25 protein-coding genes are annotated in these 24571 nt (G+C 65.7%); 11 read left to right on the top strand and 14 right to left on the bottom strand.

Annotated elements, in window-relative coordinates:
- The first annotated feature begins 58 nt into the window (after positions 1-58).
- From BM382_RS26585 to BM382_RS26595, 3 genes are all read left to right on the top strand, one after another.
- The gene (locus tag BM382_RS26585; protein ID WP_072444458.1) at positions 59-952 is read left to right on the top strand and encodes a LysR family transcriptional regulator; all 894 of its coding nucleotides are present in this window, start codon (positions 59-61) and stop codon (positions 950-952) included.
- A gap of 124 nt (positions 953-1076) precedes the next feature.
- On the top strand, positions 1077-1895 hold the full coding sequence (locus BM382_RS26590; protein WP_072444456.1) for an alpha/beta fold hydrolase: 819 nt from the start codon (positions 1077-1079) through the stop codon (positions 1893-1895).
- A gap of 1 nt (position 1896) precedes the next feature.
- Complete coding sequence (locus BM382_RS26595; RefSeq protein ID WP_065363276.1) at positions 1897-2622, top strand: alpha/beta fold hydrolase; 726 nt, start codon at positions 1897-1899, stop codon at positions 2620-2622.
- 86 nt (positions 2623-2708) lie between these two features.
- Here BM382_RS26595 and BM382_RS26600 read toward each other — a convergent pair whose 3' ends face one another.
- The 3 genes from BM382_RS26600 to BM382_RS26610 all read right to left on the bottom strand — a co-directional run bounded on the left by BM382_RS26600 (position 2709) and on the right by BM382_RS26610 (position 7010).
- Positions 2709-4892, bottom strand: a complete 2184-nt coding sequence (locus tag BM382_RS26600; protein ID WP_072444454.1) for a TonB-dependent siderophore receptor — start codon at positions 4890-4892, stop codon at positions 2709-2711.
- 231 nt (positions 4893-5123) lie between these two features.
- Entirely contained in the window at positions 5124-5438 is a 315-nt protein-coding gene (locus tag BM382_RS26605) for an Arc family DNA-binding protein (protein ID WP_011062122.1), read from the bottom strand.
- 180 nt (positions 5439-5618) lie between these two features.
- Entirely contained in the window at positions 5619-7010 is a 1392-nt protein-coding gene (locus BM382_RS26610; protein ID WP_072444452.1) for an aldehyde dehydrogenase family protein, read from the bottom strand.
- A gap of 101 nt (positions 7011-7111) precedes the next feature.
- Here BM382_RS26610 and BM382_RS26615 point away from each other — a divergent pair, with 101 nt between their 5' ends.
- Positions 7112-7990 (top strand): putrescine utilization regulator PtrR, encoded by an 879-nt coding sequence (locus tag BM382_RS26615; RefSeq protein ID WP_015636242.1) that lies wholly within the window; start codon positions 7112-7114, stop codon positions 7988-7990.
- A 146-nt stretch (positions 7991-8136) separates the two neighbouring features.
- Entirely contained in the window at positions 8137-8379 is a 243-nt protein-coding gene (locus BM382_RS26620) for a hypothetical protein (RefSeq protein ID WP_072444450.1), read from the top strand.
- Positions 8380-8444: 65 nt separating this feature from the next.
- On the opposite strand, the gene BM382_RS26625 is transcribed toward BM382_RS26620, so the two are convergent.
- The 3 genes from BM382_RS26625 to BM382_RS26635 form a co-directional block, all read right to left on the bottom strand.
- Positions 8445-9065: a LysE family translocator gene (locus tag BM382_RS26625; RefSeq protein ID WP_011062117.1), complete on the bottom strand. Its 621-nt coding sequence runs from the start codon at positions 9063-9065 to the stop codon at positions 8445-8447.
- Between the two features lie 212 nt (positions 9066-9277).
- A complete protein-coding gene (locus tag BM382_RS26630; RefSeq protein ID WP_072444448.1) occupies positions 9278-10306 on the bottom strand; it encodes a hypothetical protein in 1029 nt (342 codons plus the stop codon).
- 104 nt (positions 10307-10410) lie between these two features.
- On the bottom strand, positions 10411-11409 hold the full coding sequence (locus tag BM382_RS26635) for a bile acid:sodium symporter family protein (protein WP_015636235.1): 999 nt from the start codon (positions 11407-11409) through the stop codon (positions 10411-10413).
- An 85-nt stretch (positions 11410-11494) separates the two neighbouring features.
- On the opposite strand from BM382_RS26635, the gene BM382_RS26640 reads away from it, so the two are divergent.
- Positions 11495-12292, top strand: coding sequence for an AraC family transcriptional regulator (locus BM382_RS26640; RefSeq protein WP_015636234.1), 798 nt, complete (start codon positions 11495-11497; stop codon positions 12290-12292).
- 73 nt (positions 12293-12365) lie between these two features.
- Here BM382_RS26640 and BM382_RS26645 read toward each other — a convergent pair whose 3' ends face one another.
- From BM382_RS26645 to BM382_RS26660, 4 genes are read right to left on the bottom strand one after another with little or no spacing between them, the layout of a single operon-like run.
- Positions 12366-12818 carry a response regulator gene (locus BM382_RS26645; RefSeq protein WP_015636233.1) on the bottom strand — a complete coding sequence of 151 codons (453 nt, stop codon included), beginning with the start codon at positions 12816-12818 and terminating at the stop codon, positions 12366-12368.
- Positions 12815-15142: an ATP-binding protein gene (locus BM382_RS26650; RefSeq protein ID WP_170866350.1), complete on the bottom strand. Its 2328-nt coding sequence runs from the start codon at positions 15140-15142 to the stop codon at positions 12815-12817. The genes BM382_RS26645 and BM382_RS26650 overlap by 4 nt, the downstream gene beginning before the upstream one ends.
- On the bottom strand, positions 15139-15807 hold the full coding sequence (locus BM382_RS26655; protein ID WP_011062112.1) for a response regulator: 669 nt from the start codon (positions 15805-15807) through the stop codon (positions 15139-15141). Before BM382_RS26655 ends, BM382_RS26650 begins: the two co-directional genes overlap by 4 nt.
- Positions 15804-16964, bottom strand: coding sequence for a sensor histidine kinase (locus tag BM382_RS26660; protein WP_019094128.1), 1161 nt, complete (start codon positions 16962-16964; stop codon positions 15804-15806). The genes BM382_RS26655 and BM382_RS26660 overlap by 4 nt, the downstream gene beginning before the upstream one ends.
- A 173-nt stretch (positions 16965-17137) precedes the next feature.
- Between BM382_RS26660 and BM382_RS26665 the strand changes: the two genes are divergently transcribed.
- Complete coding sequence (locus BM382_RS26665; RefSeq protein ID WP_053152622.1) at positions 17138-17659, top strand: SgcJ/EcaC family oxidoreductase; 522 nt, start codon at positions 17138-17140, stop codon at positions 17657-17659.
- Positions 17660-17705: 46 nt separating this feature from the next.
- Here BM382_RS26665 and BM382_RS26670 read toward each other — a convergent pair whose 3' ends face one another.
- Entirely contained in the window at positions 17706-18707 is a 1002-nt protein-coding gene (locus BM382_RS26670; protein WP_011062109.1) for an AraC family transcriptional regulator, read from the bottom strand.
- A gap of 246 nt (positions 18708-18953) precedes the next feature.
- On the opposite strand from BM382_RS26670, the gene BM382_RS26675 reads away from it, so the two are divergent.
- Positions 18954-19727: an EAL domain-containing protein gene (locus tag BM382_RS26675; RefSeq protein WP_072444444.1), complete on the top strand. Its 774-nt coding sequence runs from the start codon at positions 18954-18956 to the stop codon at positions 19725-19727.
- Positions 19728-19750: 23 nt separating this feature from the next.
- Here BM382_RS26675 and BM382_RS26680 read toward each other — a convergent pair whose 3' ends face one another.
- Positions 19751-20140: a YceK/YidQ family lipoprotein gene (locus BM382_RS26680; RefSeq protein ID WP_072444442.1), complete on the bottom strand. Its 390-nt coding sequence runs from the start codon at positions 20138-20140 to the stop codon at positions 19751-19753.
- Between the two features lie 60 nt (positions 20141-20200).
- Positions 20201-20500, bottom strand: a complete 300-nt coding sequence (locus BM382_RS26685; RefSeq protein ID WP_041118988.1) for a YceK/YidQ family lipoprotein — start codon at positions 20498-20500, stop codon at positions 20201-20203.
- Between the two features lie 92 nt (positions 20501-20592).
- Here BM382_RS26685 and BM382_RS26690 point away from each other — a divergent pair, with 92 nt between their 5' ends.
- On the top strand, positions 20593-20904 hold the full coding sequence (locus BM382_RS26690) for a hypothetical protein (RefSeq protein WP_041118987.1): 312 nt from the start codon (positions 20593-20595) through the stop codon (positions 20902-20904).
- Here BM382_RS26690 and BM382_RS26695 read toward each other — a convergent pair whose 3' ends face one another.
- Positions 20905-21441 (bottom strand): DinB family protein, encoded by a 537-nt coding sequence (locus BM382_RS26695; protein ID WP_011062104.1) that lies wholly within the window; start codon positions 21439-21441, stop codon positions 20905-20907. It abuts the gene before it with no gap.
- A gap of 239 nt (positions 21442-21680) precedes the next feature.
- Here BM382_RS26695 and BM382_RS26700 point away from each other — a divergent pair, with 239 nt between their 5' ends.
- The gene (locus tag BM382_RS26700; RefSeq protein ID WP_072444440.1) at positions 21681-22955 is read left to right on the top strand and encodes a cystathionine gamma-synthase family protein; all 1275 of its coding nucleotides are present in this window, start codon (positions 21681-21683) and stop codon (positions 22953-22955) included.
- Between the two features lie 153 nt (positions 22956-23108).
- The gene (locus BM382_RS26705) at positions 23109-24545 is read left to right on the top strand and encodes an amino acid permease (RefSeq protein WP_011062102.1); all 1437 of its coding nucleotides are present in this window, start codon (positions 23109-23111) and stop codon (positions 24543-24545) included.
- The last annotated feature ends 26 nt before the right edge of the window (positions 24546-24571 follow it).

Below are 24571 nucleotides of genomic sequence, written 5' to 3' on the forward strand. Positions count from 1 at the left end.
TTGATAGGTATATTACGAATCGCAGAAGCCTTTCATACGTTCAACCTATGGAATTTCCATGATCAATTTCCGCCTGATTCGCCACCTCTGGCTGTTCCTCGCGGTGGCCGAAGAACAGAATTTCAGCCGCGCCGCCAAGCGCCTGGGCATGTCCCAACCGCCGCTGACCGAGCAGATCCAGGTGCTGGAGCACGCCCTCAAGGTCAAGCTGTTCGACCGCTCGCGCCGTGGCGCGCAGCTGACCCCGGTGGGGGCGGCGATCCTGCCGGCGGTGCGCAAGTTCGCCGAGCAACTGGAGCGCCTGGAGCTGGCGGTGCACGAGGCGGTGGCGGGGCAGACCGGGCTCTTGACCATCGGCGCCATCACCAGCGCCATGCTCGATGTGCTGCCGCCGCTGATCGAACAGCTCAAGGCCGATTACCCGCAGTTGACGGTGTCGGTGCGCGAGATCGACAGCGTCGAGGCGATTCCGGCGCTGGAAGCCGGCGATATCGACCTGGCCTTCGCCCGCCTGGAAGGCGACCTGGGGGCCAGCGTGCGTTCGCTGCCCTTGACCGAGGACCGCCTGGCGCTGGCTTTGCCCGCCGATCACCCGCTGGCCTCGCGTTCGCGCATCAGCCTGTCGAGCCTGGCCAACGAGCCGCTGGTGATGTTTTCCCGGCGGGTCAGCCCGGTGTATTTCGACAACCTGATCGCCACCTGCCGCGACAACGGTTTCTCGCCCCGGGTGCTGCATGAAGTGCGTTCGGTGGCCTCGCAGATCGCCTTTGTCAGCTGCGGCCAGGGCATTGCCCTGGTGCCGGCCTCGCTGAAGACCGTGGCGCCGGACAACGTGGTGTTGCGGCCTCTGAGCCAACGGCTGAACGTGGTGACCACCGCCATGGCCTGGAATTCGACCCGGGCCAATCCCCTGGTGCAGGCGCTGGTGGCGCAGTTCCAGGGCGCCAACTGAGTGGCGGGGTTTTATAGCTTTGCCCTATGGCTGTGTTCTGCAATGGGGAATTTACAGGCAGCTTGCCGGCCCCGAGACTGGCCTTCCTGTCGCCTGCGCCTGCCTGAAGCCCAAGGATTGTTTCGTGCCATCAGCCCCCGAGTTCACCCACACCCATCTGCCGCTGAACGTGGCCGGCGTGCCCCTGCAAATCGCCACCCTGCATCGCGGCGGCACCCGTGCGCCGATCCTGTTCCTCCATGGTTTTGGTTCCACCAAGGAGGATTACGCCGATATCACCCGTCACTCGGCCTTCGCCGGCCAGCCCTTTATCGCTTACGACGCGCCAGGTTGTGGGGCAAGCCAGTGTGAGGACCTATCGCGGATCTCCATCCCGTTCCTGCTGGAGACCGCGTTGCAGGTACTGGAGCATTTCGGTATCGAGCGCTTCCATCTGGTGGGGCATTCCATGGGCGGCCTGACGGCCCTGATGCTGGCGGACCGCTGCCCTGAGCGGGTGCTGAGCTTTGTCGATATCGAAGGCAACATCGCCCCTGAGGACTGCTTCCTCAGCCGGCAGATTGTCGACTACCCCGAGGCGGATGCGCAGCGTTTCCTCGACGATTTCATCGAGCGCGCGCGCCATGCCCCGGCCTATGCCAGTGCCCTGTATGCCGCGAGCCTGGGGCACAAGGTGCGGGCAGGCGCGGTTCGCGGCATCTTCGAATCCATGGTCCAGCTATCCGATCACGGCAATCTGATGCAGCGTTTTCTCGGCCTGCCGTGCCCGCGCATGTTCATGTACGGCGAGCAGAATGCCGGGCTGTCCTACCTGGCGCAGCTCCAGGCCCGGGGTGTGCAACTGGCACGGATTCCCGACTGCGGGCATTTCCCCATGTATTCCAACCCGGGCCTGATGTGGCAGCACATCGCCCGGTTCCAGGCGGCTGCCAATGGAGGTTGAGATGCCGGGTTCAGGCACTGACAAACCATTGCCCCTGGTCCTGCTGCCCGGGCTCTTGTGCGATGAACGCCTGTGGCAGCAACAGGCACGGGCCCTGGGGCCAGAGCGCGAGGTGCAGATTGCCGACCTCAGCCTGGATGCCAGCATTGCCGAGATGGCCCGCCGCACCCTGCAACAGGCGCCTGCGCAATTCGCCCTGGCGGCCTTGTCCATGGGCGGCTATGTGGCCATGGAAATGTTGCGCCAGGCCCCCGAACGGGTGCTGAAGCTGGCGCTGTTCGACACCATGGCCCGCCCAGACGACGAGGCCCGGGCGCGGATGCGTCGCGGCTTGCTGGCCCTGGCCCGTCAGGGCCGTTTCAAGGGCGTGACCCCGCACCTGCTGCCGCGGCTGATGCACCCGCGCTGCCTGGACACGCCGGTGGCGAAACTGGTGCAGGACATGGCCCTGGCCATTGGCAAAGAGGGGTTTGTGCGACAGCAACAAGCGATCATCGACCGTGCGGACTACCGCCCGCTGCTGGCGAGCATCAAGGTGCCGACCCTGATCGTGGTGGGCGAAAACGACGCCATCACCCCTCTGGCCGAAGCGCAGTTCCTGCACCAGGGAATTGTTGGTTCACGCCTGCAAGTGCTGGCGCAATGCGGTCACCTGCCGCCCCTGGAGCATCCCCAGCGCACCACCGAACTGCTGCGCGACTGGCTGACCCCGACCGCTGGCCTGTAGGAGCTGGCTTGCCAGCGAAGGGGCCCCGAGATCGCCTTCGCCGGCAAGCCGGCTCCTACGGGAGAGGCAGGTAGGGGCCGTCTGCATCAGAAATTCACCGAAGCACTCAATCGAGCCGTCAGCGGCGCGCCCTGGAAAAGGTAGTCGTCGCCCATGTATTCCCCGGTGTCGCGCCAGTAGCGCTTGTCGAACAGGTTGTCCACGGTCAGGCGAAACACCGTGTCGTAGCCATCAATTCGAGTGCTGTAGCGGCTGCCGATGTTGAAGATGGCGTAGGCGCCGGTGGCGACGTTGCCCTGGCGGTCGGCGTATTGGCTGGCGCTGTATTGCATGCCGCCCAGCAAGGCCAGGCCGTCGAGCCAGGGCAGGGCGTAGTCGCCCTGCAGGCTGGCTCGCAGGCGCGGGACGTTGAGGGTCTGGTGCCCCTCGTAGGCCGGGGTACCGGTGCCCTCCACCCGGGAGCGGATCGCCGCGACGCTGGCGGCAATCTGCAGGCGCTGGGTGGCCCAACCGTTGGCGGAGAGCTCCAGGCCGGTGTTCTTTTGCTGGCCCTGCTGGACGTAGGTGAAACCGCCGGAGGCATCGGGGCGCGAGTACTGGTAGGCCTGGCGCATCTGGAACAGCGCGGCGGCAAAGCTCATGCGCTGCCAGTCGTACTTGACCCCGGCTTCGATCTGCCGGGAGACGGTGGGGGCGAGGGTCTCGCCATTGTTGCTGGCGAACCAGGGGGCCTGGCCACCCAGGGACAAGCCTTTGCTGTACTGGGTGTACAGCGAAATGTTGTTGATCGGTTTGTAGATCAGCGCGGCCTGGGGCAGGAACACATAGCGTTGGGTGTGGCGATCGCGCACGCCGTCCTTGTCGAAGCTCTCTTCGTCGAGGCGTACTTCGCGCCCGCCGAGGACGGTCTGCCACTGTTCGTTGAAGCTGATGCGGTCGCTGAGGAACAGGCCGTATTGGCGGCTGTCGAGGCGTTTGTGGGAGTCGTTGAGGGCGCCGTCGTAGCGGCCGAAGTTCTCAGGCTCGTTCTGGATATTGCCCGTGCCAATCCATTGATTGATGGACTCGCGCCGGTCCACCACACGACGAAACGCACTGGTCCCCACGCTCAACTCATGGCCCAGGCCTGCGGCGTCGAAGCGACCATTGAGCACCGCCTGCACTTCATCGTTGCGCCGGGTGTCGTCGGGGCTGCGGAAGTCGTAGATGTCGTAGTTGCCTTCGGGGCTGAAGTAGTTGCCGTTGGCGTTGATGCAGCCGGTGGTACAGCCGCCCCAGGCAAACGAACTGTAGTCATCGATCACCACCTTGCTGCGCGACGCACTGAGGTTGCCCTTCCAGTCGTCGTTGAAGCGGTACTCGAAGTTGCCGCCGATGTTCAGCGATTCATTGGTCACCGGCTTTGATCCGCTCTGGTGCCCCAGGAGTCTTTTCGGCGAGGCGTGGTGGGGCAGGCTGGAGCCCCCCAGCAGTTGATAACCCGGGGCCGAGCGCTGCTGCTTGTTCTGGTATTCGATGTCCAGTTGCAGCAGGGCATCGGGGCTGATGTTCCAGTCCAGGGCCAGGGAGGCGAAGTCGCGCTGGCCATTGGTGTGCTCGACGTAGGAGTGCAGGTCTTCATGGGCCAGGTTGGCACGCAGGCCGAACTGCTGTTCGCTGCCGAACCAGCCGCCGACATCGGTGGCCAGGTAGCCGCTGCCGCGGTCGTCGGTGGAAACGGTCACCGAACGAATGTCCGTGGGCCGCTTGGTCACATAGTTGATCAGCCCGCCGGGCTCGCTGACCCCGCTTTGCAGGCCGGAAAGGCCCTTGAGCAATTCCACCCGCTGCTTGTTTTCCAGGGCGACGTTCTGCTCGCCGGTGATGGTGCGGTTGTTGATCTTGTAGCTGCTGGCGGCATTCAGCGAGAAGCCGCGCACCTCGAAGTTTTCGTAGTAGCCCACCGGCGCGTAGCTCTGGCCCACCGAGGCATCGTTCTTCAGCACGTCGCTGAGCAGCCGGGCCTGCTGGTCGAGGATCATGTCTTCATTGATCACGCTGATGGAGGCCGGGGTATCCAGCAAGGGCGCTTCGCTGAAACCACCCACCGAGGCGCTGTCGACGCGATAGCCGTAGGGCTCTTCGCCGCTGACGGTCTGGGTCGGCAACTGGGTGCCCGCGGCGTTTGCCACGGCGCTGCTGCCGGCCAGCAGCAGGCCCAGGGTCAGGCGGTTGAGGGGCAAAGCTGAGCTGCAGGTGCGCGCGGGGGCAGTCGGGTGAATCCGGCTCATGAACAATCCTAGAAGGCGACGCGGCCCCATGGCAGAAGCCGGGGGAGGTTCCTGGGAAGGCTAGGAGCGTCGACCTGCGTGTGTAGTGAGGAACAGCGGGGGAGCCCTGCGGGCATCAGGCCGGGGCCTGGCGGTTGCCGCTGGGTACTGTCGGGCAGGCGCCATCATACAAGCTGCAGCGAGGGGGTAAAGGCGGGAAAGGTAGAAGATCGCGTGGCGGGAGTGGCCGCTTCAAGTCCTTGCGTAACACGGCGGTGGGCAATCCTGCTCGGGCTCCGGGTGGCCCATCTGCAGGCACTTGATCCGCTCCTCCATGGAATCGACCTTGCGCAGCAGCAGGCTGATGAGCTTCTCATTCATCTCGCGGGTTTCATCGACGACCAGGGACTTTTCCAGGCGGTCGACGATTTCATTGTTCATGCTGCGGTTTTCTCGTTTGGCAATGTGTTTGAGCTGGTTGTGCAGGTCGCCTGGAAGACGAACGATGAACTTTTGCAGGGAGGAGCACATAGCGGACCTCAGAGTAATGCCAAAGAGCAGCATCATAAGAATGAGGCAGGCTTGCTTGCTTCAAGAAAATTCTTAAAAGAATGAAAAAAACGGCGCTTTTTCATTAGGAAAGTTCTGATTCGCACCAGAGCCGGCCTCTAATCCGATTAAAAAGCGGACCTGATCCAGGTCCGCTTTTCACCGGGGTCGTTCAGCCTATGACGTGGCCTCCGAGCCTCAACGGCGATCCAGCCACACCGTCTGCGCATTGCAGAATTCGCGTACGCCAAAGTGCGACAGCTCGCGCCCGAAGCCGCTTTTTTTCACTCCGCCGAAGGTCACCCGGGGGTCGCTGGCGCTGTAGCCGTTGATGAATACGCCGCCGGTTTCCAGCTCGTCGGTCATCTGCCGGGCCCGTTCCAGGTCCTGGGTGAAGATCGTGGCGGTGAGGCCGAACTCGCTGTCGTTGGCCAGTTCCAGGGCGTGTTGCGCATCCCGGGCGCTGATGATGGCGGCCACCGGGCCGAACAGTTCCTGCTTGAAGGCGGTCATCTGCTCGGTGACGTTGGCCAGCACCGTGGGTTGGTAATAGTTGCCGGCGCCTTCGACCTTGTCGCCGCCCAGCAGCAGGGTGGCGCCTTCGGCCAGGGTCGCCTGGACCTGCTGGTGCAGCTCGTCACGCAGGTCGAAGCGGGCCATGGGGCCGATATAGGTGTCGCTGGCCAGCGGGTCGCCCATGACCAGGGCGCGGGTGGCTTCGACGAATTTGCGGGTGAACTCCGCGACCACCCCTTGCTCGATGATCAGGCGCTTGGCGGCGGCGCAGACCTGGCCGGTGTTCTGGTAGCGCCCGATCACCGCGGCCTTGACCGCTTCGTCAAGGTCGGCGTCGTTGAGCACGATAAAGGGGTCGGAGCCGCCCAGTTCCAGCACGCACTTCTTCAGCGCGGCGCCGGCCTGGGCGCCGATGGCGATGCCGGCGCGCACGCTGCCGGTGAGGGTCACAGCGGCGATGCGGCGGTCGGCGATGGCGCTGGATACGCCGTCCGGGGTGACGTTGAGCAGCTCGAACACCCCTTCAGGGAAACCGGCGCGCTGCATGGCGTCCAGCAGCAGGTAGGCGCTGCCCATGACATTCGGGGCGTGCTTGAGCACGTAGGTGTTGCCCGCCAGCAGCGCCGGCACCGCGCCGCGCAGCACCTGCCAGATCGGGAAGTTCCACGGCATCACCGCCAGCAGCGGGCCCAGCGGGCGGTACTCGATGCGTGCCTTGTTGTTTTCCACCAGGGTCGCTTCCGGGGCCAGCATGGCCGGGCCGTGCTCGGCGTACCACAGGCACAGCTGGGCGCACTTTTCGATTTCGCCCCGGGCCTGGGGCAGGGGCTTGCCCATTTCCAGGCTGATCATGCGGGCCATGGCCTCGCTGTTGTCCCGCAGGGCCTGGGCCAGTGCGTTCAGGCGGCTGGCGCGCTCGGCGATGCTCTGGCGTTTCCACTGGGCGAAACCAGCGGCGGCACGGCTCAGCGCGGCGTCCTGCTCAGCCTCGGACTGGTAGGGGTAGGCGCCGATCTGCTCGCCAGTGGCGGGGTTGATCGACAAGGCGTGGGTGTGGCTGGAAACAAGGCTCATGGCACCGTCCTGCTCGGGTGGGAATGGCGGCAGGTTACGGTGCTGGATCTTTGCTGAAAACTGAATAATATTGAGCAAGTCGTTCACGTTTGGAGAATGTCGTGGATCTGGTCCAGCTGGAAATTTTCAAGGCTGTTGCCGAGCAGGGCAGCATCAGCGCCGCCGCGCAACTGATCCACCGGGTGCCGTCGAACCTGACCACCAGGATCAAGCAACTGGAGCAGGACCTGGGGGTGGAGCTGTTTATCCGCGAGAAGAGCCGCATGCGCCTGTCCCCCGCCGGCTGGAATTTCCTCGACTACGCCCGGCGCATTCTCGACCTGGTGGCCGAGGCGCGTCTGACTGTGGCCGGCGAGGAGCCCCAGGGACCGTTCGCCCTGGGCTCGCTGGAAAGCACGGCGGCGGTACGCATCCCGGCGCTGCTCGCGGCCTACAATCAGCAGTACGCCAAGGTGGAACTGGACCTGTCCACCGGACCCTCCGGGACCATGATCGACGGCGTGCTGTCCGGCCGCCTGGTGGCCGCCTTCGTCGACGGCCCGGTGCGCCACCCGGCTCTGGAAGGGCTGCCGGTGTTCGAGGAGGAAATGGTGCTGATCGCCCCGCTGGGGCATGCGCCGATTACCCGGGCGCGGGAGGTCAACGGCGAAAGCATCTACGCCTTTCGCGCCAATTGCTCCTACCGTCATCACTTCGAAAGCTGGTTCACCCAGGACGCCGCGGTGCCGGGCAAGATCCATGAAATGGAGTCCTACCACGGCATGCTGGCCTGCGTCAGCGCCGGCGCCGGGCTGGCGCTGATGCCCCGCAGCATGCTGGAAAGCATGCCCGGCTGCGCCACGGTCAGCGTCTGGCCGTTGTCCCCGCGTTTTCGCTTCCTGCGCACCTGGCTGGTCTGGCGGCGCGGCACCGTGTCGCAGAGTTTGAGCAGTTTTGTGAAGCTGCTGGAAGCGCGGGGCGTGGTGCTGGCCGAGGGGTGAATGGCGGGGGTGGGCAGATCGCCTGTGCTGCCCAGCCGTTGTGTGCGAAAGCGCCCCCGGCAGCCGTTATTGTCCTTGTGCAATGGCTGCGCAGGGCCGATGTGTGTAGGCTTTTCGGCCCTTGCCTAACCCCTGGACACTGAGCCATGACCGATCAGCTTTGCCTGGTATTCGTACCTGCGTTGGTGGCCTTGCTGCTGAATGCCGAAAACACCAAGGGCAGGCCCCTGACCGAGGCCGAAGTGCTGGAGATTCGTGATAACGCCGCCTGTGTCGCGTTGCCGGTGGCAGTGGCGCTGAGCATGGAAAACCAGCGGGGTTACCGCGATCTGGTGGCCGAGAACTGCTGGGAACAGTGGCAACAGTTTAGGAGCGAGGCGCAAGCCTGAGTGGCGGCCTTGGCGTGACCTCGTGAGTTTGTCGGGGGGTGTTGGCAGTGGCTGGGAGCGGCTTCTCAGCGCCTGCTCAAGGCCAATCGAGCGGCAAACAGTACGAAGATCATCCCTGTGGTGCGGTCCATCCACTGGATCACCTTTTCCCGCTGCAGCACACCGGCCAGGGGCCGGGTGGCGGCGATCAGCAGTAGCGACCAGACCAGCCCCAGCACCACGTGAATGCTCACCAGGCCGAAGGTCCAGGCCACCAACGGCTGGCCCTGGGGAATGAACTGCGGCAGAAAGGACACGTAGAACACTCCCACCTTGGGGTTGAGCACATTGCCCAGCATGCCCTTGAGAAACCAGTTGGTGCCGGGGTCGCTGTTCGCGCCTGTGGGAGCAAACGAGTGGCGCGGGCGCAGCAGCATGTTCAGTCCCAGCCAGGCGAGGTAGGCGGCGCCGCAGTACTTCAATAGGTTGAAGGCCAGTTCCGACACCGCGATCAAGGCCCCCAGGCCGAAGGCCACAGCCGCGCCCCAGATCAGGCAGCCGGCATTGATGCCCAACGCCGCGCGTAGCGCCTGCCGCCGGCCTTCTACCGTGGCGGTGCGCAGCACCAGGGCGGTGTCCAGGCCCGGGGTCAGGGTCAGTAGCGTGGCAGCCAGGGTGAAGGCCAGGAGATTCTCAGTGATGGACATGGGGCAGGGTTTCAAGCTTTGGGGTTGGCGAACGTTAGCACAGCCGTGGGGTGCCAATGCGCGCCACGGGTGCGGGTGATCACGGAAGGGGCGGTGAATCTGTAGGAGCGAGCTTGCTCGCGATGATTTCCAAAGCGCCGCCTGTTCCCTGCAAGTGCGCGTTATCGTTGACGTCCTTCGCGAGCAAGCTCGCTCCTACGAGAGGGCGGCGGTCAATAGGGGCCGCGGGGTTCAGGAATGCCCAGCTGCTGTTGCCGGGCGTCGAGCTGTTTGTCCACGGCGCGTTTGCCACTGAGCAGCTTGAGGTGCTGCACGCTGGCCGGTAGGTGGCTGTCGATCAGTGTCAGCAGATCCAACTGTGGGGCCTTGATGATGCGCAGGTCAGCGATGTTCGAGGTTTTCAGGCCGCTGAGTTCCCCCAGGGTCTTGAGGTTGATCAGGCTCATCTTGCGCAACTGCGGCGCCTCGCCAAGGTCCAGTTGGCTCAGTTGCGCCTGGTCCTCGATCTTCAACACTTCAAGCAGGGGAAAGCCATCCAGGTCCAGGCGGTTGAGGCCGCGCACCCGCATGATCTCCAGTTCCTTGACCTGGGGATTGCGCAGCTCCGGCATCTGCTCACGGCTGCCGAAAGTCACCGAGAGGCTGTGCAGGCCGGTCATGCCGGCGACCATGCCCAGGGGCGTCTTGGCCGGCATGCGATGCAGGTCCAGGTGGCGGATGCCCGGGCACTGGCTCAGTACGTCCAGGTGATGGCTTTGCACGCTGAGGGACAGGGTGTGCAGCTCGGCCATGGTGGCCAGGGGCGCGAGATCGATGGCCGGGCCTTTGTCCAGGGACAGGCGCAGCGTTCGCAGCCCCCTCAAGTTGGGCAGGGCCAAGAGGCCCGGCAGGTCGGCGCTGATGACTTGCAGGGCGAAATCCTTGAGCTTGTGCAGGCTGCCAATGGTTTCGAAGTGTTCCAGAGTGTCCAGGCAATCCAGGCTCAGGGAGTGAACATTGGGCAGGGCGAGCAAGGTGCGGCCGTCAAACGCGCTGCCCGGATAGTGGCTGTAGAAACGCACATTGAGGCGCTCGCCGAAACGGGCGCAGAGCGTGTCGAGCTGACTTAGCAGTTCGCCGTCGTACTGTTCGGCCTTGGCGAACTGGACGATGACCTGGGCCTGGTCATCGGCCTCCAGCCGGGCGCTAACCTGCAGTTCCAGGTCGGCCTGGCTGGGGGCTTGAATTCGATGGGGAAACATCAGCGGTCCTTGATGATTTTCGCCGCGGCATCATGCCATTGCGCGATCTTCACCGCCATCTGCGCGCAGGCCCGGCCAGCCACCGGGCCGCCTTGCAGGAAAGGCTACGGGTCGACCTGGCCCATCAGCTCGGCCACCGATTCCGGGCGCTTGGCGTAGCGCTGGGCCAGCACCGCGCAGACCATCAGCTGGATCTGGTGGAACAGCATCAGGGGCAGAATCAGCACGCCCATGGTGCTGCCGGCAAACAGCACCTGGGCCATGGGCACGCCGGTGGCCAGGCTCTTTTTCGAGCCGCAGAAGAGGATGGTGATGCGGTCTTCCTGGTCGAAGCCGAACAGCTTGCCGAGAAAGCTCGACGCCAGCAGCACCAGCGCCAGGAGGACGCAGCAGGCCACCACCAGGCCGGCCAGTTCCCACAGCGGGATCTGGTGCCAGATGCCTTCGTTCACCGCTTCGCTGAAGGCGCCGTAGACCACCAGCAGGATCGAGCCCTGGTCGACGAAGCGCAGCCAGTTCTTGTTGCGCCCGACCCAGGCGCCGATCCAGCGTCGGGCGATCTGCCCGGCGATAAAGGGCAGCAGCAACTGCACGCTGATCTTGAGGATGGCGTCCAGGGTCGAGCCGCCTTCGCCGTGCACGTTCAGCAGCAGGGTCACCAAGAGCGGGGTGAGGAAGATCCCGAACAGGCTCGACGCCGCAGCGCTGCAGATGGCTGCCGGGATGTTGCCCCGGGCCAGGGAGGTGAAGGCGATCGCCGATTGCACCGTGGCCGGCAGGGCGCACAGATACAGCATGCCCATGTACAGGTCGTTGCCCACCAGCGGTGACAGCAGCGGCTTGAGCGCCAGGCCCAACACGGGAAAGAGGATGAAGGTCAGGCTGAACACCAGCAGGTGCAGGCGCCAGTGGCCGGCCCCGGCAATGATCGCCTCGCGCGAGAGCTTGGCGCCGTGGAGGAAGAACAGCAGGCCGATGGCGATGTTGGTCAGCCAGCCGAAACCTATGGCCACCTGGCCGCTGGCCGGCAGGAAACTGGCCAGCAGCACCACGCCGATCAGGGTCAGGGTGAAGTTGTCGGGCAAAAGACGCGAGCGAGTCATAGCGGGATCATCCGGGGGTTGCCAAGTGCGGTGGGGCGACTCTAACGTGGCTGCGTTTTACCGACTAACGCCAAGGAGCCAGTTAATGCCGCCTAAAGGACATGAAAAGATCGTCCGGCGCAGTATTCCCGGTTTGCCCAGCCTGCCGCGGCCGGTGTACGGGCGCACCGAATCCTTGCCCAATCGCGCCTTGACCCGGCGCCACAGCCACCCGTGGGTGCAATTGTCCTACGCTATTGCCGGGGTGCTGGAGATCCAGACCAGCGGCGGGCGCTTTATCGCCCCGCCGCAACGGGCGGTGTGGATTCCCGCCGGGGTGCCGCACCGGGTGTTCAGCTCGCCGCGCACCGAGATGCGCAGCCTGTATCTCGATTGCAGCGTTACCACCTGGGCGGCGCCGGACAGCTGCCAGGTGCTGGCGGTCAGCAGCCTGCTGCGGGAGTTGATCCGCGCCTTCAGTGAATTGCCGGTGGAATATGTCGAGGACAGCGCCGACGGGCGCCTGGCCCAGGTGCTGCTGGACCAGTTGGCCGCCGCGCCGCAGCTGGACCTGATGCTGCCGCTGCCCCACGACGTGCGCCTGCGGGCGATCTACCGCAGCCTGCAGGCGCACCCGGAGCAGGCCACGACGCTGGGCCAGTGGAGCCAGAAGCTTGGGGTGACGGAGAAGACCCTCAGCCGCCTGTTCCTCAAGGACACCGGGCTGACCTTCCGTGCCTGGCGCCAGCGCCTGCGCCTGCTGGGCGCCCTGACTCCCCTGGAGCAGGGCGAGCGGGTCACCGATGTGGCGCTGGCCTGTGGTTATGACTCGACCTCGGCATTTATCGCCGCCTTTCGCCAGCAGTTCGACGCCACCCCGGGGGAGTTCTTCCGCGACCTCTGACCCCCCGAGCTTCCTGTAGCCGCAGCCTGCGGCAGCGGCTACAGGGGGCGGTGGTGGGGCCAGGTGCGGCAGGTCAGGTTCTTGGTGGGCGCAGCAGTTCGATGCGCTCCGGCGGCACCAGGGTGCGCAGGGTCTTGTACAGGGCCCGGGTCTCCAGCAGGTTCCAGATCCGCAGCAGGGTTTCCAGGGCATCCAGGGGTTTGCTGATGAAGTCCCGGGCGCCCAGGGCCAGCGCCCGCAGGCGGGTGTCGCGGGTGGCGTCGGCGGTGAGTACCAGGATCGGCAGGTAGTCGTTGGCCGGGATCCGTCGGTTGAGCTGTTCCAGTACCGCAAAGCCATCGAACTCGGGCATGTGCAGGTCGAGGATCACCAGGTCCGGCTCGAAGCTGTTGAACAGCTCCAGGCTGCGCAGCGGCTGGGTGCTGCTGAGGACGTTGTGCAGCCCTTCGCGGGCCAGCAGCTGTTCCATCAGGTCGAGGTTGGGGCGCTGGTCATCGATGATGAGGATGCGCAGATCGGCAGTCATGGGAGCTCCGGAAGACAGGCATCGAGGTGGGCGAAGAACACCGGGATGTGGATGGGCTTGGTCAGGATCGCCGTGGCCCCGGCGTCGAGCAGGGCGCGCCGGGTCGGTTCGCTGGCGTCGGCGGTGATCATCAGGATCGGGATGTCGGCCGTGGCGCTGGAGGCCCGCAGGCGTTGCAGCACCTCCAGGCCGGGCAGGTCCGGCAGGCTGACATCCAGCAGGATCATCTGCGGCGCGTGCTGGCGGGCCAGGTCCAGGCCCATCTGGCCTTGCATGCTCGACAGCAGCCGGATGCCCGGGCGCCGTTGCAGCAGGGTTTCGATCAGCGCCAGGCTTTGCAGGTTGTCTTCGATGCACAGCACCTTGCCCTGGTAGCGGCTTGCGGGCTGTGGCGCCGGCACGTTCAGCGCCGGGGCGTTGCAGGGCGCCACGGCGGCTGCAGCGGCCAGGCGCACGAAGGGCAGCTCCAGGGTGAAGCAACTGCCGCTGCCCGGGTTGCTCTGTACACCCAGGCTGCCGTCCATCATTTCCAGCAGGCTCCTGCTCAGGGCCAGCCCAAGGCCGGTACCTTCGACCCTGGGGTCGGCGTCCAGGCGTTCGAAGGGCTTGAACAGGCGCTCCAGGCGCTCGGCGGTGATGCCGGCGCCGGTGTCGAGCACGCTCAGGCGCAGGCGCGATGCCTCGATCGCCACGTCGATGCTGACCCGGCCACCCGCGCGGTTGTACTTGATGGCGTTGGACAGCAGGTTGAGCAGCACCTGGATCAGGCGCTGGCGGTCGGCGATCACGCCGCTGTCCGCCGCCAGTTCCGGCAGCGGCGCCAGGGTGATGCCGGCGTCCGCGGCCATGGGTGACACCAGGGTCAGGGCTTCGTGCAGCACCGCCGCCAGGGCCATGGGCTCGACGTTCAGCGGCAGGCGCCCGGCCTCGATACGGGCAATGTCCAGCACCTCGTTGATCAGCCCCAGCAGGTGCTGCCCGGCCCGCAGGATATGCCCGACCTGGGGCCGCTGGCCGGCACTGGAATCCATGTCCAGCAGTTGGGCGAAGCCGAGGATGGCGTTCAGCGGCGTGCGCAGTTCGTGGCTCATGCGCGAGAGGAATTCGCTCTTGGCGCGGCTGGCGCTTTCCGCTTCCTCGCGGGCGGTGCCCAGGGCGATTTCCGCGGCACGGCGATCGGTGATGTCCCGGGTGATCTTGGAAAAACCGCGCAGGGCGCCGCTGGCGTCGTACTGCGCGGTGATCACCACGCTGGCCCAGAAGCGGCTGCCGTCCTTGCGACAGCGCCAGGCCTCTTCCATGTAGTGGCCGTGGGCGGTGGCCTCGCGCAGGGCCATGTCCGGGTGCTGGGGGCACTCTTCGGGCAGGTAGAACAGGGAAAAATGCCGGCCGATGATTTCCTGCTCGCTGTAGCCCTTGATCCGTTCCGCGCCGACGTTCCAGGTGGTAACCCGGCCTGCGGTGTCCAGGGCGAAGATCCCGTAGTCCTTGACCCCGTCGATGATCAGCCGCAGGCGTTCCTCGTTGTCGCGCAGGGCCCGTTCGCGCTCGGCCAGCAGTTGCCCGGCCTCCACCAGGCGCGTGCCCAGCTGGCCGATTTCATCCTGTTCCGGCGCTTGCGGGCGCAGCGGCTGGCCCAGGGCCAGGCGCTGGGCATTGCCCTGTACCTGCTGCACCCGGGTGACGATGCCCCGGGACAGCAACAGCACCGCGACGATGGCGCCGAACAGCCCGCAGCCGGCGGCCAGCAAGGTGGCGAACAGCAGGCGCATGCGGGTTGCCGCGGCGGCTGCGCTACGTTCGGCCAGCAGCGCATCCTCGCGCACGCGCATGGCGCTGATCTGCTCGCGCAGCACGTCCAGTACCTGCTTGTTGTCGATCAGGATCGCGGTCACCGTGGCGGCGTCGTCGCGGCTGCCGTTGCGCAGGGCCACCAGGCCGTCGAGCTTGGTGCGGATCAGCGGGGTGATGGTCTGCAGGTAGTCGCGCATGCGCGGGTCCTGGACATTCTGGTCCAGGCGTTGCAGCGCGGCCTCGATCTGCGGCCGGGCCTGGAGGTAGGCGGGCAAAAAGTCCTCGCGCCGGGTCAGCAGGTAGCCACGCACGCTGGCGGCGGCCTCGGCCAGGAGGGTGTGCACCGCCTGGATATCGCCCTGCACCAGCAGCACCCGGCGCACGTCCTCCTCGGCGCGGGCGGTCTGGCGCTCGGTGCTGTAGATCAGCACCAGCGACAGCAGCAGGATCACCAGCGGCAGGGAGATCACCACCAGCGCCTTGCCCCGCAGCGGCAGGTCGGCCCAGCGCCGGGCGCTGAGCAGGTTCACGGCCACTGCCCGGCAGGTTGCGCCACCAGCCCCAGGGCCATGCCGCGCACCGCGGCCTGGGTACGGTCGGCGGCGCCGAGCTTGCCGATCACCCGTTCCACGTGGGCCTTGGCGGTGCCGGTGGTGATGCCCAGCTTTTCACCGATCTCGCGGTTGCTGAAGCCACCGGCCACCAGCCCCAGCACCTGGCGCTCGCGGGCAGTCAGGGCCTGAGCCTGGGGCGCCTGGCCGTTGCCGCGCTCGCTCATGCGCCGCAGCAGGCGGGCGCTGACCGCACTGTTGAGCGCCTCTTCGCCCCGGGCCACGCGCTGCAGGGCGTCGAGCACCTCTTCGCGGCTGGCGTCCTTGAGCAGGTAGCCCACGGCGCCGGCGGCCATGGCGGCTTCCAGGTGATCGGGGCTGTCGTCCATGGTGAAGATCACCACCTTGACCTCGGGCTGGCGCTGTTGCAGCAGGCGCGCGGCCCCCAGGCCGTTGAGCAGGGGCATGCGGATATCGAGGATGGCCAGGTCCGGGCGCAGTTGCTCGCACAGGGCCAGGGCTTGCTCGCCATCCCTGGCTTGCCCCACCACCTCGAACTCCGGGTTGCCCGCCAGCAGGGCGATGAAGCCGGTGCGGGTGACTTCATGATCGTCCGCCAGGACCAGGCGTATCACCGCTGTCATACCGCGTGCTCCAGGGAGGGGACGGGGACGCGGGCGAGAATCCGCGTGCCGCTGCCGGGCCGGCTGTGGCAGGTGAAACGCCCGCCCAGCAAATGGGCGCGTTCCTGCATGGCCACCTGGCCCAACTGTTCGATGCCCTGGCCGGATGCCGGCTGGAAACCTGCGCCGTCGTCGCTGATGCCGAGCACCGCCTGGCCTGCTTCCAGGGCCAGGTTCAGGCTGACGCTGTGGGCCCGGGCATGCTTGAGGATGTTGTTGATGGCTTCCTGGGCGATGCGGAACAGGGCGATTTCCAGGGCCGCCGGCAGGCGCTCCGGGTAGCGCTGCTGCCAGTGCACCGCCAGCCCGGCGTCGCGCAGGCGGTCGGCCTCGCGGTCGATGGCCCGCAACAGGCCGAAGTCGTCCAGCACATGGGGGCGCAGGCCGCCGATCAGTTGCCGGCCTTCGCCGACGCAGCCCTGGGCCAGTTGCAGGATGGTCTGCAGTTCATCGTGCAGGGGCTCCGGCAGCGGCGGGCAGCGCCCGGCGAAACCCTGCAGGCGCTGGTGCAGCCCGGCCAGGGTTTGCGCCAGGCCGTCGTGCAGGTCGTAGGCGACGCGCTTGCGCTCATCCTCCTGGGCGCTGAACAGGCGCTGCACCAGCTCCGACATGCTGCGCTCCCGGGCTTGCAGGTCCTGCAGCAGGCGCTGGTTTTCCAGGTGCGTGGCCAACAGCGTGGCCAGCAGTTGCAGGGATTCCAGGTCTTCGCTGTCCGGCGCGCTGATGGGCACACTGTTGGCCAGCAGCAGGGCGCCGAAGGGCTGGCCGTCGGCGCGGTGCAGCAGTACGCGCAGCACCCCGGTTTGCGCAAGCGGGCGCTCCAGCCACTGGGCCTGCCCGGCCACGGCGCGCAGGGCTTGCAGGCATTCGCCGTGGCCCTGTTCGGCGCTGGCGTGGGCCACGCCGTCGCTGCTCCATTCCAGTAACAGCCCCTGGTCCATGGCGACAAAGGCGCAGGCCCGCTGCACCACCCGCTGGCGCATCTGTCCGGGGGGCAGTTGCAGCAGCTCCTGGCCGGTGTCCACCAGCAGCCGCAGGCGCGCGGCGCGGCTTTGCGACTGCCGGTACTGGCTGCGCAGGGCCAGGGCGCTGGCGGGATCGAGGGGCGGGCTGGGCATCGGGAAACTCCAGGGTGGGGGCGGTGCAGTGGCTCGGGGCAGGGTATTAGACCCCCGTGCCCGGTATCGCGCCTATCTGCCGAATGGCATAGGCCGCAGGCTCCAGTTGGCCGATGGCAGGGGCGACGGCCCGGGGCACAGTGGGGCTCATTGAAACCCACTGGAGTCCGTGAATGAAACTGAAAAGCACCGCCCTGGCCCTGTTCTTCGTGCTGAGCGCGCCACTGGCTCAGGCCCTGGAAGCCACCCCTTACGTGTACCGCACCGTGGCCGAGCAGCCGCAGAACCTGCAGGACCGGGAAATCGCCGGTCTCTTCGATCGCTGGAACAGCGCCCTGCAGACCGGCAACCCGCAAGCCGTGGTCAGCCTCTATGCGGCCAATGCAGTGCTGCAACCCACGGTCTCCAACCAGGTGCGCAGCACCCACGCGCAGATCCAGGACTACTTCGAGCACTTCATGGCCTCGCGGCCGGTGGGCCAGATCAACTACCGGGAGATTCGTCACCTGGGCCCGGATGCGGCCATGGACAGCGGCGTCTACACCTTCACCCTGACTGCCGCCGACGGCAAGAAACAGCAGGTCCAGGCTCGCTACACCTTCCTCTACGAGCGCCTGGGCGGACAGTGGAAAATCCTCAACCACCACTCTTCGGCCATGCCGCAAGTGCAGCCGCAGTTGCAAGCCAGCCACTGATCCAGGCTCCAGTCGCCTTGCGCCGAGCCTTTGCTCGGCGTTGCTGTCACTGCTCGCGGTAGCGCCCCGGGGTCATGCCGAACCAGCGCAGGCAGGCCTTGTGAAAGCTGCTCTGGTCGCGAAAGCCCAACAGGGCGCCGATGTACTTGACGCTGCGCATGGAGTTGCGCAGAAAACTGTGGGCCAGCATCAGCCGCGCCTCGTCCTGCAGCGCCGAGAAGTGCACGTCTTCATGGCCCAGGCTGCGTTGCAGGCTGCGGGTGCTGACCCCCACTGCCTGGGCGATATGCGGCAGGTCGCTGGGCGCGCCCTGGGCCAGGGATTCGGACAGGGCGCGGCGCACCCGCGCAGTCATCGAGCCGCTGAGCAGCACATTGAGGCGGTTGCGGGCGTATTCCATGTGCAGCACATCCAGCGCCGGGTCGGCGGTGGGCAGGGCGATGGCGCAGTCCTGGCTGCTGAAGGTCAGGCTGTTGTGGGGCGCGCAGAACTGCAGGTTGTCGCCCATCAGCCGGCGCAGCATGCGCGTGTCCGCAGGCTCGGGGTAGGTGAAGGCCGCTACCAGCGGCCGCGGCTTGTGCTGGGGCAGCAGCCAGTGCAGCAGGCCCAGGGTCTGGGCGGCGCCGGCGTCGATCACCGCCCGGGGGATCAGCGAAGGCTCGGCGGTGACGTCGAAACCGATCAGTTGCAACGCGTCGGGCTTGCGTTCCAGGCACATGCAGAAGCCGTTGCTGGTCAGCGCCTGGTAATCCACCAGGCGCTGCAGCGCTGCCCCCAGGGTCGCGCAAGACATCACCGCATAGCCCAGGGCCTCCAGGTTGGCCGGGTGGGCCTTGCTGTAGGCCAGCAGCCCGAGGTCCGGGTTGCCGGTGCGGCGGGTGGCTTCGCGCATTACTTGATAGACCAGTTCCAGCCTCACGCCCTTGGGATTTTCCTCAACGTCCTGGATGCTGCTGCCGAAGGTTCTGAGCAGGGCGTCGACATTCGCGCCGCCTTCTCTCATGACATCGGCAAGCACCCGAAAGCTGGCGCTGGTCATTCTGTGCATAGGTCTTCCTGGACTAGTGGCTAAATGATATCGATGAGGCCTTTTGCATGATTGCAATAAACAAAAGGCCACAGACGAATAAGCACCGGCCCAGGTTTCCGAGGACAAGCGAAAGGTATCCGGGAACACTTCCGGGTGGCCCGGGCAGGGTCGATCATGGTTGGGCAGGGACCCTTGGGCGAGTGCGGCGGCGGGCTCGTCGTGCCACGTTCGAGGGTGCGTCGTTGGCTTGCCTATGGATCTGTCATGCAAAGCATCAAAGACTTTTATCGTGAATTGGCCGAGGGCCATTTGATGCTGGCATTCCAGCCGGTGGTGTGGCTGCCCGACAGCAGCCGGGTGCTCTACCACGAAGGGTTGCTGCGCCATGTCGATGCCCAGGGCGGGGATGTCTACCCCCTGGCGCTACTGGAGAAACACCAGGTGATGCGCGAGCTGGACCGCAGCGTGGTGCTCTGTGTGATCGACAGCCTGCAACGGGACGAACGCCTGCGCCTGGGGTGCAATATCTCGGCCCAGAGCGCGATCATCGATTCATTCTGGTACCCCATTGTCCAGCAGTTGCGGGACTTTCCCGGCGTGGCCGCGCGGCTGGTCATCGAGATCACCGAAAGCGCCACGCCACCGAGCATCGAGGCGGCCAGCGAGTTTGTCCTGTGCCTGCGCGAACTGGGCTGCCGGGTGGCCATCGACGATTTCGGCGCGGGCCTGGGCACCCTGGAGTTCATCCGCCAGACCCGGCCGGACATCGTCAAGATCGACAAGGGCTACATCCAGCGCGCCCGCAGCGAACTCAACAGCGCCCAGACCCTCAGCCACCTGGTGCAACTGTGCAAGACCCTGGCGCCCTGCGTGATCATCGAAGGGGTGGAGACTGCCACCGACCAGGGCCTGGCCACGGCCTGTGGTGGCGAGTGGGGGCAGGGCTACCTGTTCGGCCGCCCCCAGGTGGATCGCCTGGGGCGACGTTGCCGCCTGGCGCAGCGGGTGCCCCAGCTGTGCGCGCCGGATCAGGTGTAGCCTGCATGCCCGCCTGAAGGGGTTCAATCAGCCTGCGGGGTGATGGGCGGGGTGTGGGCCGTCGGGTCTTGCACCTCGGCACTGATGGGCAATGCCTGCAGGTCTTGCTCGGGAATCTCCTTCATATCCACGTGCGTGTTGCGCTTGGGCCGCTCCGGCTGGAGCGCGTCGTAGGGCAGCAGCACGGTGTCGAGCGCCGCGTCCAGGGGCAGGCTGGCGATCATCAGGATCGGACACACCACCATCACCCAGCAGCCGCCGGTGATCATGCGTGCGTAGCCCATGTCGTAGCCGGTGAGCACTTGGGCGTTGGTCTTGACGCTGCGGTAGTAGCGGTCGTCGCGAAAGTCCAGGGCATTGCCGCGAGTCATGTAGGTGCCGCAGCCGGACAGCAGCAGGGTGTTGAGCAGCAACAGGTAATTGATGATTCGGATGATCGCTCTTCCATTCAGGCCATTGGCAGGGGGCGCGAATCAGTGATTCATCGCGTCATAGGGCAGCAGCGCGGTGTCGGCCACGGCGTCCACCGGCAGGCTGACGATGGCCACCACCGGGCAGACAATGCTCATCCAGCAGAACAGCGTGACGTAGCCGTCGTAGCCGCTGGCTCCGCGCATGGTCAGCAGTTCGATATTGGCCTGGGTGCCTTTGTAGTAGTCGTAGCTGGTATGGGCATTGGGGGTGCGGGCGATCAGGGTGCCGCAGCCCACCAGGGACAGCAGGGACACAACGAACAGAGCATTGAGGGCTTTGATGGCGCCATTCCTTAGCAAGCGGGTTTTTCCGCGCGCATGGTCGCAGAAGCCCGATGCAGACGCTAGATTGGGCGCTGAATAAATACTGGGCGCAGTGCCGGGAGGGTTCGATGGAGGGAGAGCGCAGCGTCGCACGGCTGTTCGCCGAGGAACCGCTGTCCTGGGGGCTGCGGGGTGACCCCTATTTGTGGCGAGCCATGGCCACGCATCTGGCCCACACGCCCTGGCCGGCCACGGCGCAGCAGTTGGAAGCCCTGATCGTCCAGGCCTTCGAGCAACTGACCGGCAGGGCCTGGAGCTCGGCAGGGCACTTCTTCGTCGAGGCCTTTGCCCATGGCGGCATGTCCAGCGGCGGGATTTCCATGGGCTTCTGGCACGAGCGCGGCCTGCCCCTGTTGTGCGCCCGTTGGGCTCAAGCCTGATCAGATATCGCTGGGTATCAGCATAAGCAGGTCGGTATCGCCGATATCCACCCCGGCCTGGGTCAGCAGGGTGCTGGCCTGGCCGCGGTGGTGGGTCTGGTGGTTGAAGAAATGCACCAGCAGGCTATAGAAATCGCGCTCGGCGACCACGCCCCGGGTGTTGGCGTAATGCAGGCTGCTGTCCAGGTCTGCGTCGCTCAGGGACTGGCTGAAATCGAGGATCAACTGGTCCAGCCACTGACGCTGCTGCCAGAGCCCGCCCAGGTTTGGGAACAGCAGGGTCTTGAGGTCCTGTGGCAGGGCCACCTGCTGCAGCGGCGCCAGGGCCGCAAACCGCGCCGGGTGCTGGGCAAAGCGCTTGAGCCAGATGGTGTCGCCGGCCAGCAAATGATTGAGGGTGCCGAGGATCGAGCCGAAAAAGGCCTGCCGGTCCAGAGCCAGTTGCGCATCGGACAGGCCCATGGCGGCGCTGTACAGCTTGCTGTTCATCCACTGGTTGTAGCGAGCCATCAGGCACAGGTGCTCGGTGCGGTTCATTGCGGTTCCTTTCGGGGTTTGCGGGCTGGCGCGCAGCAGCTTCGCAAGCCCCGGTGCCGCAATGCAAGAGGCGTCACAAAAGCCTCGTGCGCAGGCCGTTTGCAGGGCTGTGCAGCCATTAAAAAAACTGCCCCTTTGGCCCCGATAACATCGTTTCTCGGGGCTTGGGCTTTTCTCTATATTGGCCACCAGATCCAGCGCGGCAACAGGCCGCGCACCCTTTATGGTGAGCCGTTGCAATGAATAAAAAACCTGAACGCACAGGGCTGGAAAACCCCGGAACCGCTACCCGGGTGGTCTGGGGCGGAGAGCAAGTCCGTCATCCCTACAACGCCACGCAACCCCCGATTGTCGCCAGCGCCGCCTATGGCTACGACGACATCGAACAGTGGTACGACGTGGCCCTGGGCAAGGCCCCGGGCTTTATCTACAGCCGCATGAGCAACCCCACGGTGCAAACCCTGGAAGCCAAGCTGCAGGACCTGGAAAACGCCGAATCGGCGGTGGCCTTCAGCAGCGGCATGGCAGCCATCAGCGGCGTGCTCTACAGCTTCCTGCGCCACGGCCAGCGGGTGGTGTCGACCAAGGACAGCTACGGTGGTACCAACAAGATCTTCGAGGAATTCCTGCCGCGCATGGGCGTGGCCGTGACCCTCTGCGAAACCTTCGACCAGCAGCAGATCGAGGCCGAGATCGCCAAGGGCTGCGACCTGCTGTACCTGGAGACGCCGACCAACCCGACCCTGAAGATCGTCGATATCCAGCGTCTGGTCGCCGCGGCGAAACAGGTCGGCGCCCTGGTGGTGGCGGACAACACCTTCGCTACGCCGCTGAATCAGAACCCCCTGGCGCTGGGCGTGGATGTGGTGATCCACAGCGCTACCAAGTTCCTCAGCGGTCACGGCGATGTGCTTGGTGGCGTGGCCTGCGGCAGCGAAGCGCTGATGAGCCAGGTGCGTCACTACCGGGAAATCAACGGTGCCAGCCTCGATCCGTTCTCGGCCTACCTGATCATTCGCGGGATCAAGACCCTGGCCCTGCGCATGCGCCAGCAACAGCACAGCGCCGCGCAGCTGGCGCAGTTCCTGCTCAACGAGCCGTTGGTGGAAGCCGTGAACTACCCGGGCCTGCCCAACCACCCGAACCACGCCGTGGCCTGTGCGCAGATGCGCGGTTTCGGCGCCATCGTCAGCTTTGTCCTGGTGGGTGGCATGGACAGCGTCAAGCAGCTGTTGCCACGCCTGCGCTATGCCCACTGCGCCGGCAACCTGGGGGCGGTGGAAACCATCTACGGCCCGGCGCGCACTACCAGCCATGTGGAGAACACCCTGGAAGAGCGCCAGGCCCTGGGCATTTCCGAAGGCCTGGTGCGGATTTCGGTGGGCATCGAAGACACCGATGACCTGCTGGCCGACCTGCAGCAGGCCTTCGCCTGGCTGCGCCAATCCCTCAAGCAGAATGCGGCGCCTGGCGCCATCCCATCCCAGGACCCGCGGGCCGAGGTCGCCCACTGAAAAGAGCGCGCAACACCCCCACAGCAAGGCAGCCAGTGGGGGCTTCATGAAGAGGAATAACAATAAAAACCTGGTGGCATCCGATTTGTTTTCTGCCCATTTCCACAGTCGCAGAAATTGAGACTTGCCCTGACAACTTTCATGAGAACCATCATGTCCCTACAAGAACAACAGACCGACTTGCGCGGCGGCTTCAAGCAAGAAATGCAGACCCGGCACATTGTCATGCTCGCCCTGGGCGGGGTGATAGGCACCGGGCTGTTCCTCACGTCCGGCTACACGGTGAACCAGGCCGGCCCGCTGGGCGCGGTGATCGCCTACATCATCGGCGCGCTGATGGTGTACCTGGTGATGATGTGCCTCGGCGAGCTGGCGGTGCAGATGCCCGAGACCGGCTCCTTCAGCACCTACGCCACGCGCTTTCTCGGCCCCGGTACCGGCTACACCGTGGCCTGGCTGTACTGGCTGACCTGGACCGTGGCCATCGGCTCGGAATTCACCGCCGCCGGGATCCTCATGGCCCGCTGGTTCCCCGAGACCCCGGTGTGGATCTGGAGCGCGTTGTTCGCCATGGTGGTGTTCTTGTCCAACGTGGTGTCGGTGCGGCTGTTCGCCGAGACCGAGTTCTGGCTGTCGCTGGTCAAGGTGATCACCGTGCTGGCATTCCTGGTGGTGGGCGGCGGGGCGATTCTCGGTCTTCTGCACATCGACCAGGCCCACAGCATCGGCCTGAGCAACTTCACCCGTGAGGGGCTATTCCCCACCGGCTTCATGCCGATCGCCATGACCCTACTGGCGGTGGCCTTCGCTTTCTCCGGCACCGAACTGATCGGCATCGCCGCTGGCGAAACCCGTGACCCGCAACGCAATGTGCCACGGGCGATCCGCACCACGGTGCTGCGCCTGGCGATCTTCTTCGTCGGCACCATCTTCGTCCTCGCCACCCTGTTGCCCCGGGAGCAGGCCGGCCTGGTGGAAAGCCCGTTCGTCACGGTGTTCACCTACATCGGCATTCCGTACTCGGCCGACATCATGAACTTCGTGATCATCAGCGCGTTGCTGTCCGCCGCCAACTCCGGGCTGTACGCCGCCTCGCGGATGCTCTGGACCCTGAGCGACCAGGGCCACCTGCCCAAGCAGTTCTCGGCCCTGACCCGCATGGGCACGCCGCTCAACGCGATCATCGTGAGCATGGCCGGTGGCGCCGCCTCGCTGCTCAGCAGCGTGTTCGCCCCGGACACCATCTACCTGGCCCTGGTGTCGATTTCCGGGCTGGCGGTGGTGGTGGTGTGGATGAGCATCGCCGCCAGCCAGATCGCCTTTCGCCGGCACTTCGTGGCCAACGGCGGTGACGTGCGCGACTTGAAATTCCGTGTTCGTGGCTACCCCTGGGTGCCGTTGGGGGCGCTGTTGTGCTGCGCCCTGGCCTGTGTCGGCATCGGTTTCGACCCCGAGCAGCGCGTGGCCCTGTACTTCGGCCTGCCCTTCATCGCCTGGTGCTACCTGGTGTATTACATTACCCGCAGTAGCCGCCAGCGGCGCCTGTCCCTGGCAGCCCTGGCTCGGCCCTCCGATGCCCTGCAGGGTTGACGGGTGCGCCCGGCGCCCAGGGTGTC

It is taken from the genome of Pseudomonas sp. NFPP25, assembly GCF_900116505.1.
Lineage (GTDB): Bacteria > Pseudomonadota > Gammaproteobacteria > Pseudomonadales > Pseudomonadaceae > Aquipseudomonas > Aquipseudomonas protegens.

Excerpts from the sequence above, each read along its gene's own strand:
- BM382_RS26610 (WP_072444452.1), bottom strand. The coding sequence starts at position 7,010 with ATGAGCCTTGTTTCCAGCCACACCCACGCCTTGTCGATCAACCCCGCC.
- BM382_RS26695 (WP_011062104.1), bottom strand. The coding sequence starts at position 21,441 with ATGAACCGCACCGAGCACCTGTGCCTGATGGCTCGCTACAACCAGTGG.
- BM382_RS26690 (WP_041118987.1), top strand. The coding sequence starts at position 20,593 with ATGGAGGGAGAGCGCAGCGTCGCACGGCTGTTCGCCGAGGAACCGCTG.
- BM382_RS26655 (WP_011062112.1), bottom strand. The coding sequence starts at position 15,807 with ATGACAGCGGTGATACGCCTGGTCCTGGCGGACGATCATGAAGTCACC.
- BM382_RS26630 (WP_072444448.1), bottom strand. The coding sequence starts at position 10,306 with ATGTTTCCCCATCGAATTCAAGCCCCCAGCCAGGCCGACCTGGAACTG.
- BM382_RS26595 (WP_065363276.1), top strand. The coding sequence starts at position 1,897 with ATGCCGGGTTCAGGCACTGACAAACCATTGCCCCTGGTCCTGCTGCCC.
- BM382_RS26625 (WP_011062117.1), bottom strand. The coding sequence starts at position 9,065 with ATGTCCATCACTGAGAATCTCCTGGCCTTCACCCTGGCTGCCACGCTA.
- BM382_RS26635 (WP_015636235.1), bottom strand. The coding sequence starts at position 11,409 with ATGACTCGCTCGCGTCTTTTGCCCGACAACTTCACCCTGACCCTGATC.
- BM382_RS26675 (WP_072444444.1), top strand. The coding sequence starts at position 18,954 with ATGCAAAGCATCAAAGACTTTTATCGTGAATTGGCCGAGGGCCATTTG.
- BM382_RS26705 (WP_011062102.1), top strand. The coding sequence starts at position 23,109 with ATGTCCCTACAAGAACAACAGACCGACTTGCGCGGCGGCTTCAAGCAA.
- BM382_RS26665 (WP_053152622.1), top strand. The coding sequence starts at position 17,138 with ATGAAACTGAAAAGCACCGCCCTGGCCCTGTTCTTCGTGCTGAGCGCG.
- BM382_RS26600 (WP_072444454.1), bottom strand. The coding sequence starts at position 4,892 with ATGAGCCGGATTCACCCGACTGCCCCCGCGCGCACCTGCAGCTCAGCT.
- BM382_RS26585 (WP_072444458.1), top strand. The coding sequence starts at position 59 with ATGATCAATTTCCGCCTGATTCGCCACCTCTGGCTGTTCCTCGCGGTG.
- BM382_RS26605 (WP_011062122.1), bottom strand. The coding sequence starts at position 5,438 with ATGATGCTGCTCTTTGGCATTACTCTGAGGTCCGCTATGTGCTCCTCC.
- BM382_RS26660 (WP_019094128.1), bottom strand. The coding sequence starts at position 16,964 with ATGCCCAGCCCGCCCCTCGATCCCGCCAGCGCCCTGGCCCTGCGCAGC.
- BM382_RS26620 (WP_072444450.1), top strand. The coding sequence starts at position 8,137 with ATGACCGATCAGCTTTGCCTGGTATTCGTACCTGCGTTGGTGGCCTTG.
- BM382_RS26645 (WP_015636233.1), bottom strand. The coding sequence starts at position 12,818 with ATGACTGCCGATCTGCGCATCCTCATCATCGATGACCAGCGCCCCAAC.
- BM382_RS26670 (WP_011062109.1), bottom strand. The coding sequence starts at position 18,707 with ATGCACAGAATGACCAGCGCCAGCTTTCGGGTGCTTGCCGATGTCATG.
- BM382_RS26640 (WP_015636234.1), top strand. The coding sequence starts at position 11,495 with ATGCCGCCTAAAGGACATGAAAAGATCGTCCGGCGCAGTATTCCCGGT.
- BM382_RS26700 (WP_072444440.1), top strand. The coding sequence starts at position 21,681 with ATGAATAAAAAACCTGAACGCACAGGGCTGGAAAACCCCGGAACCGCT.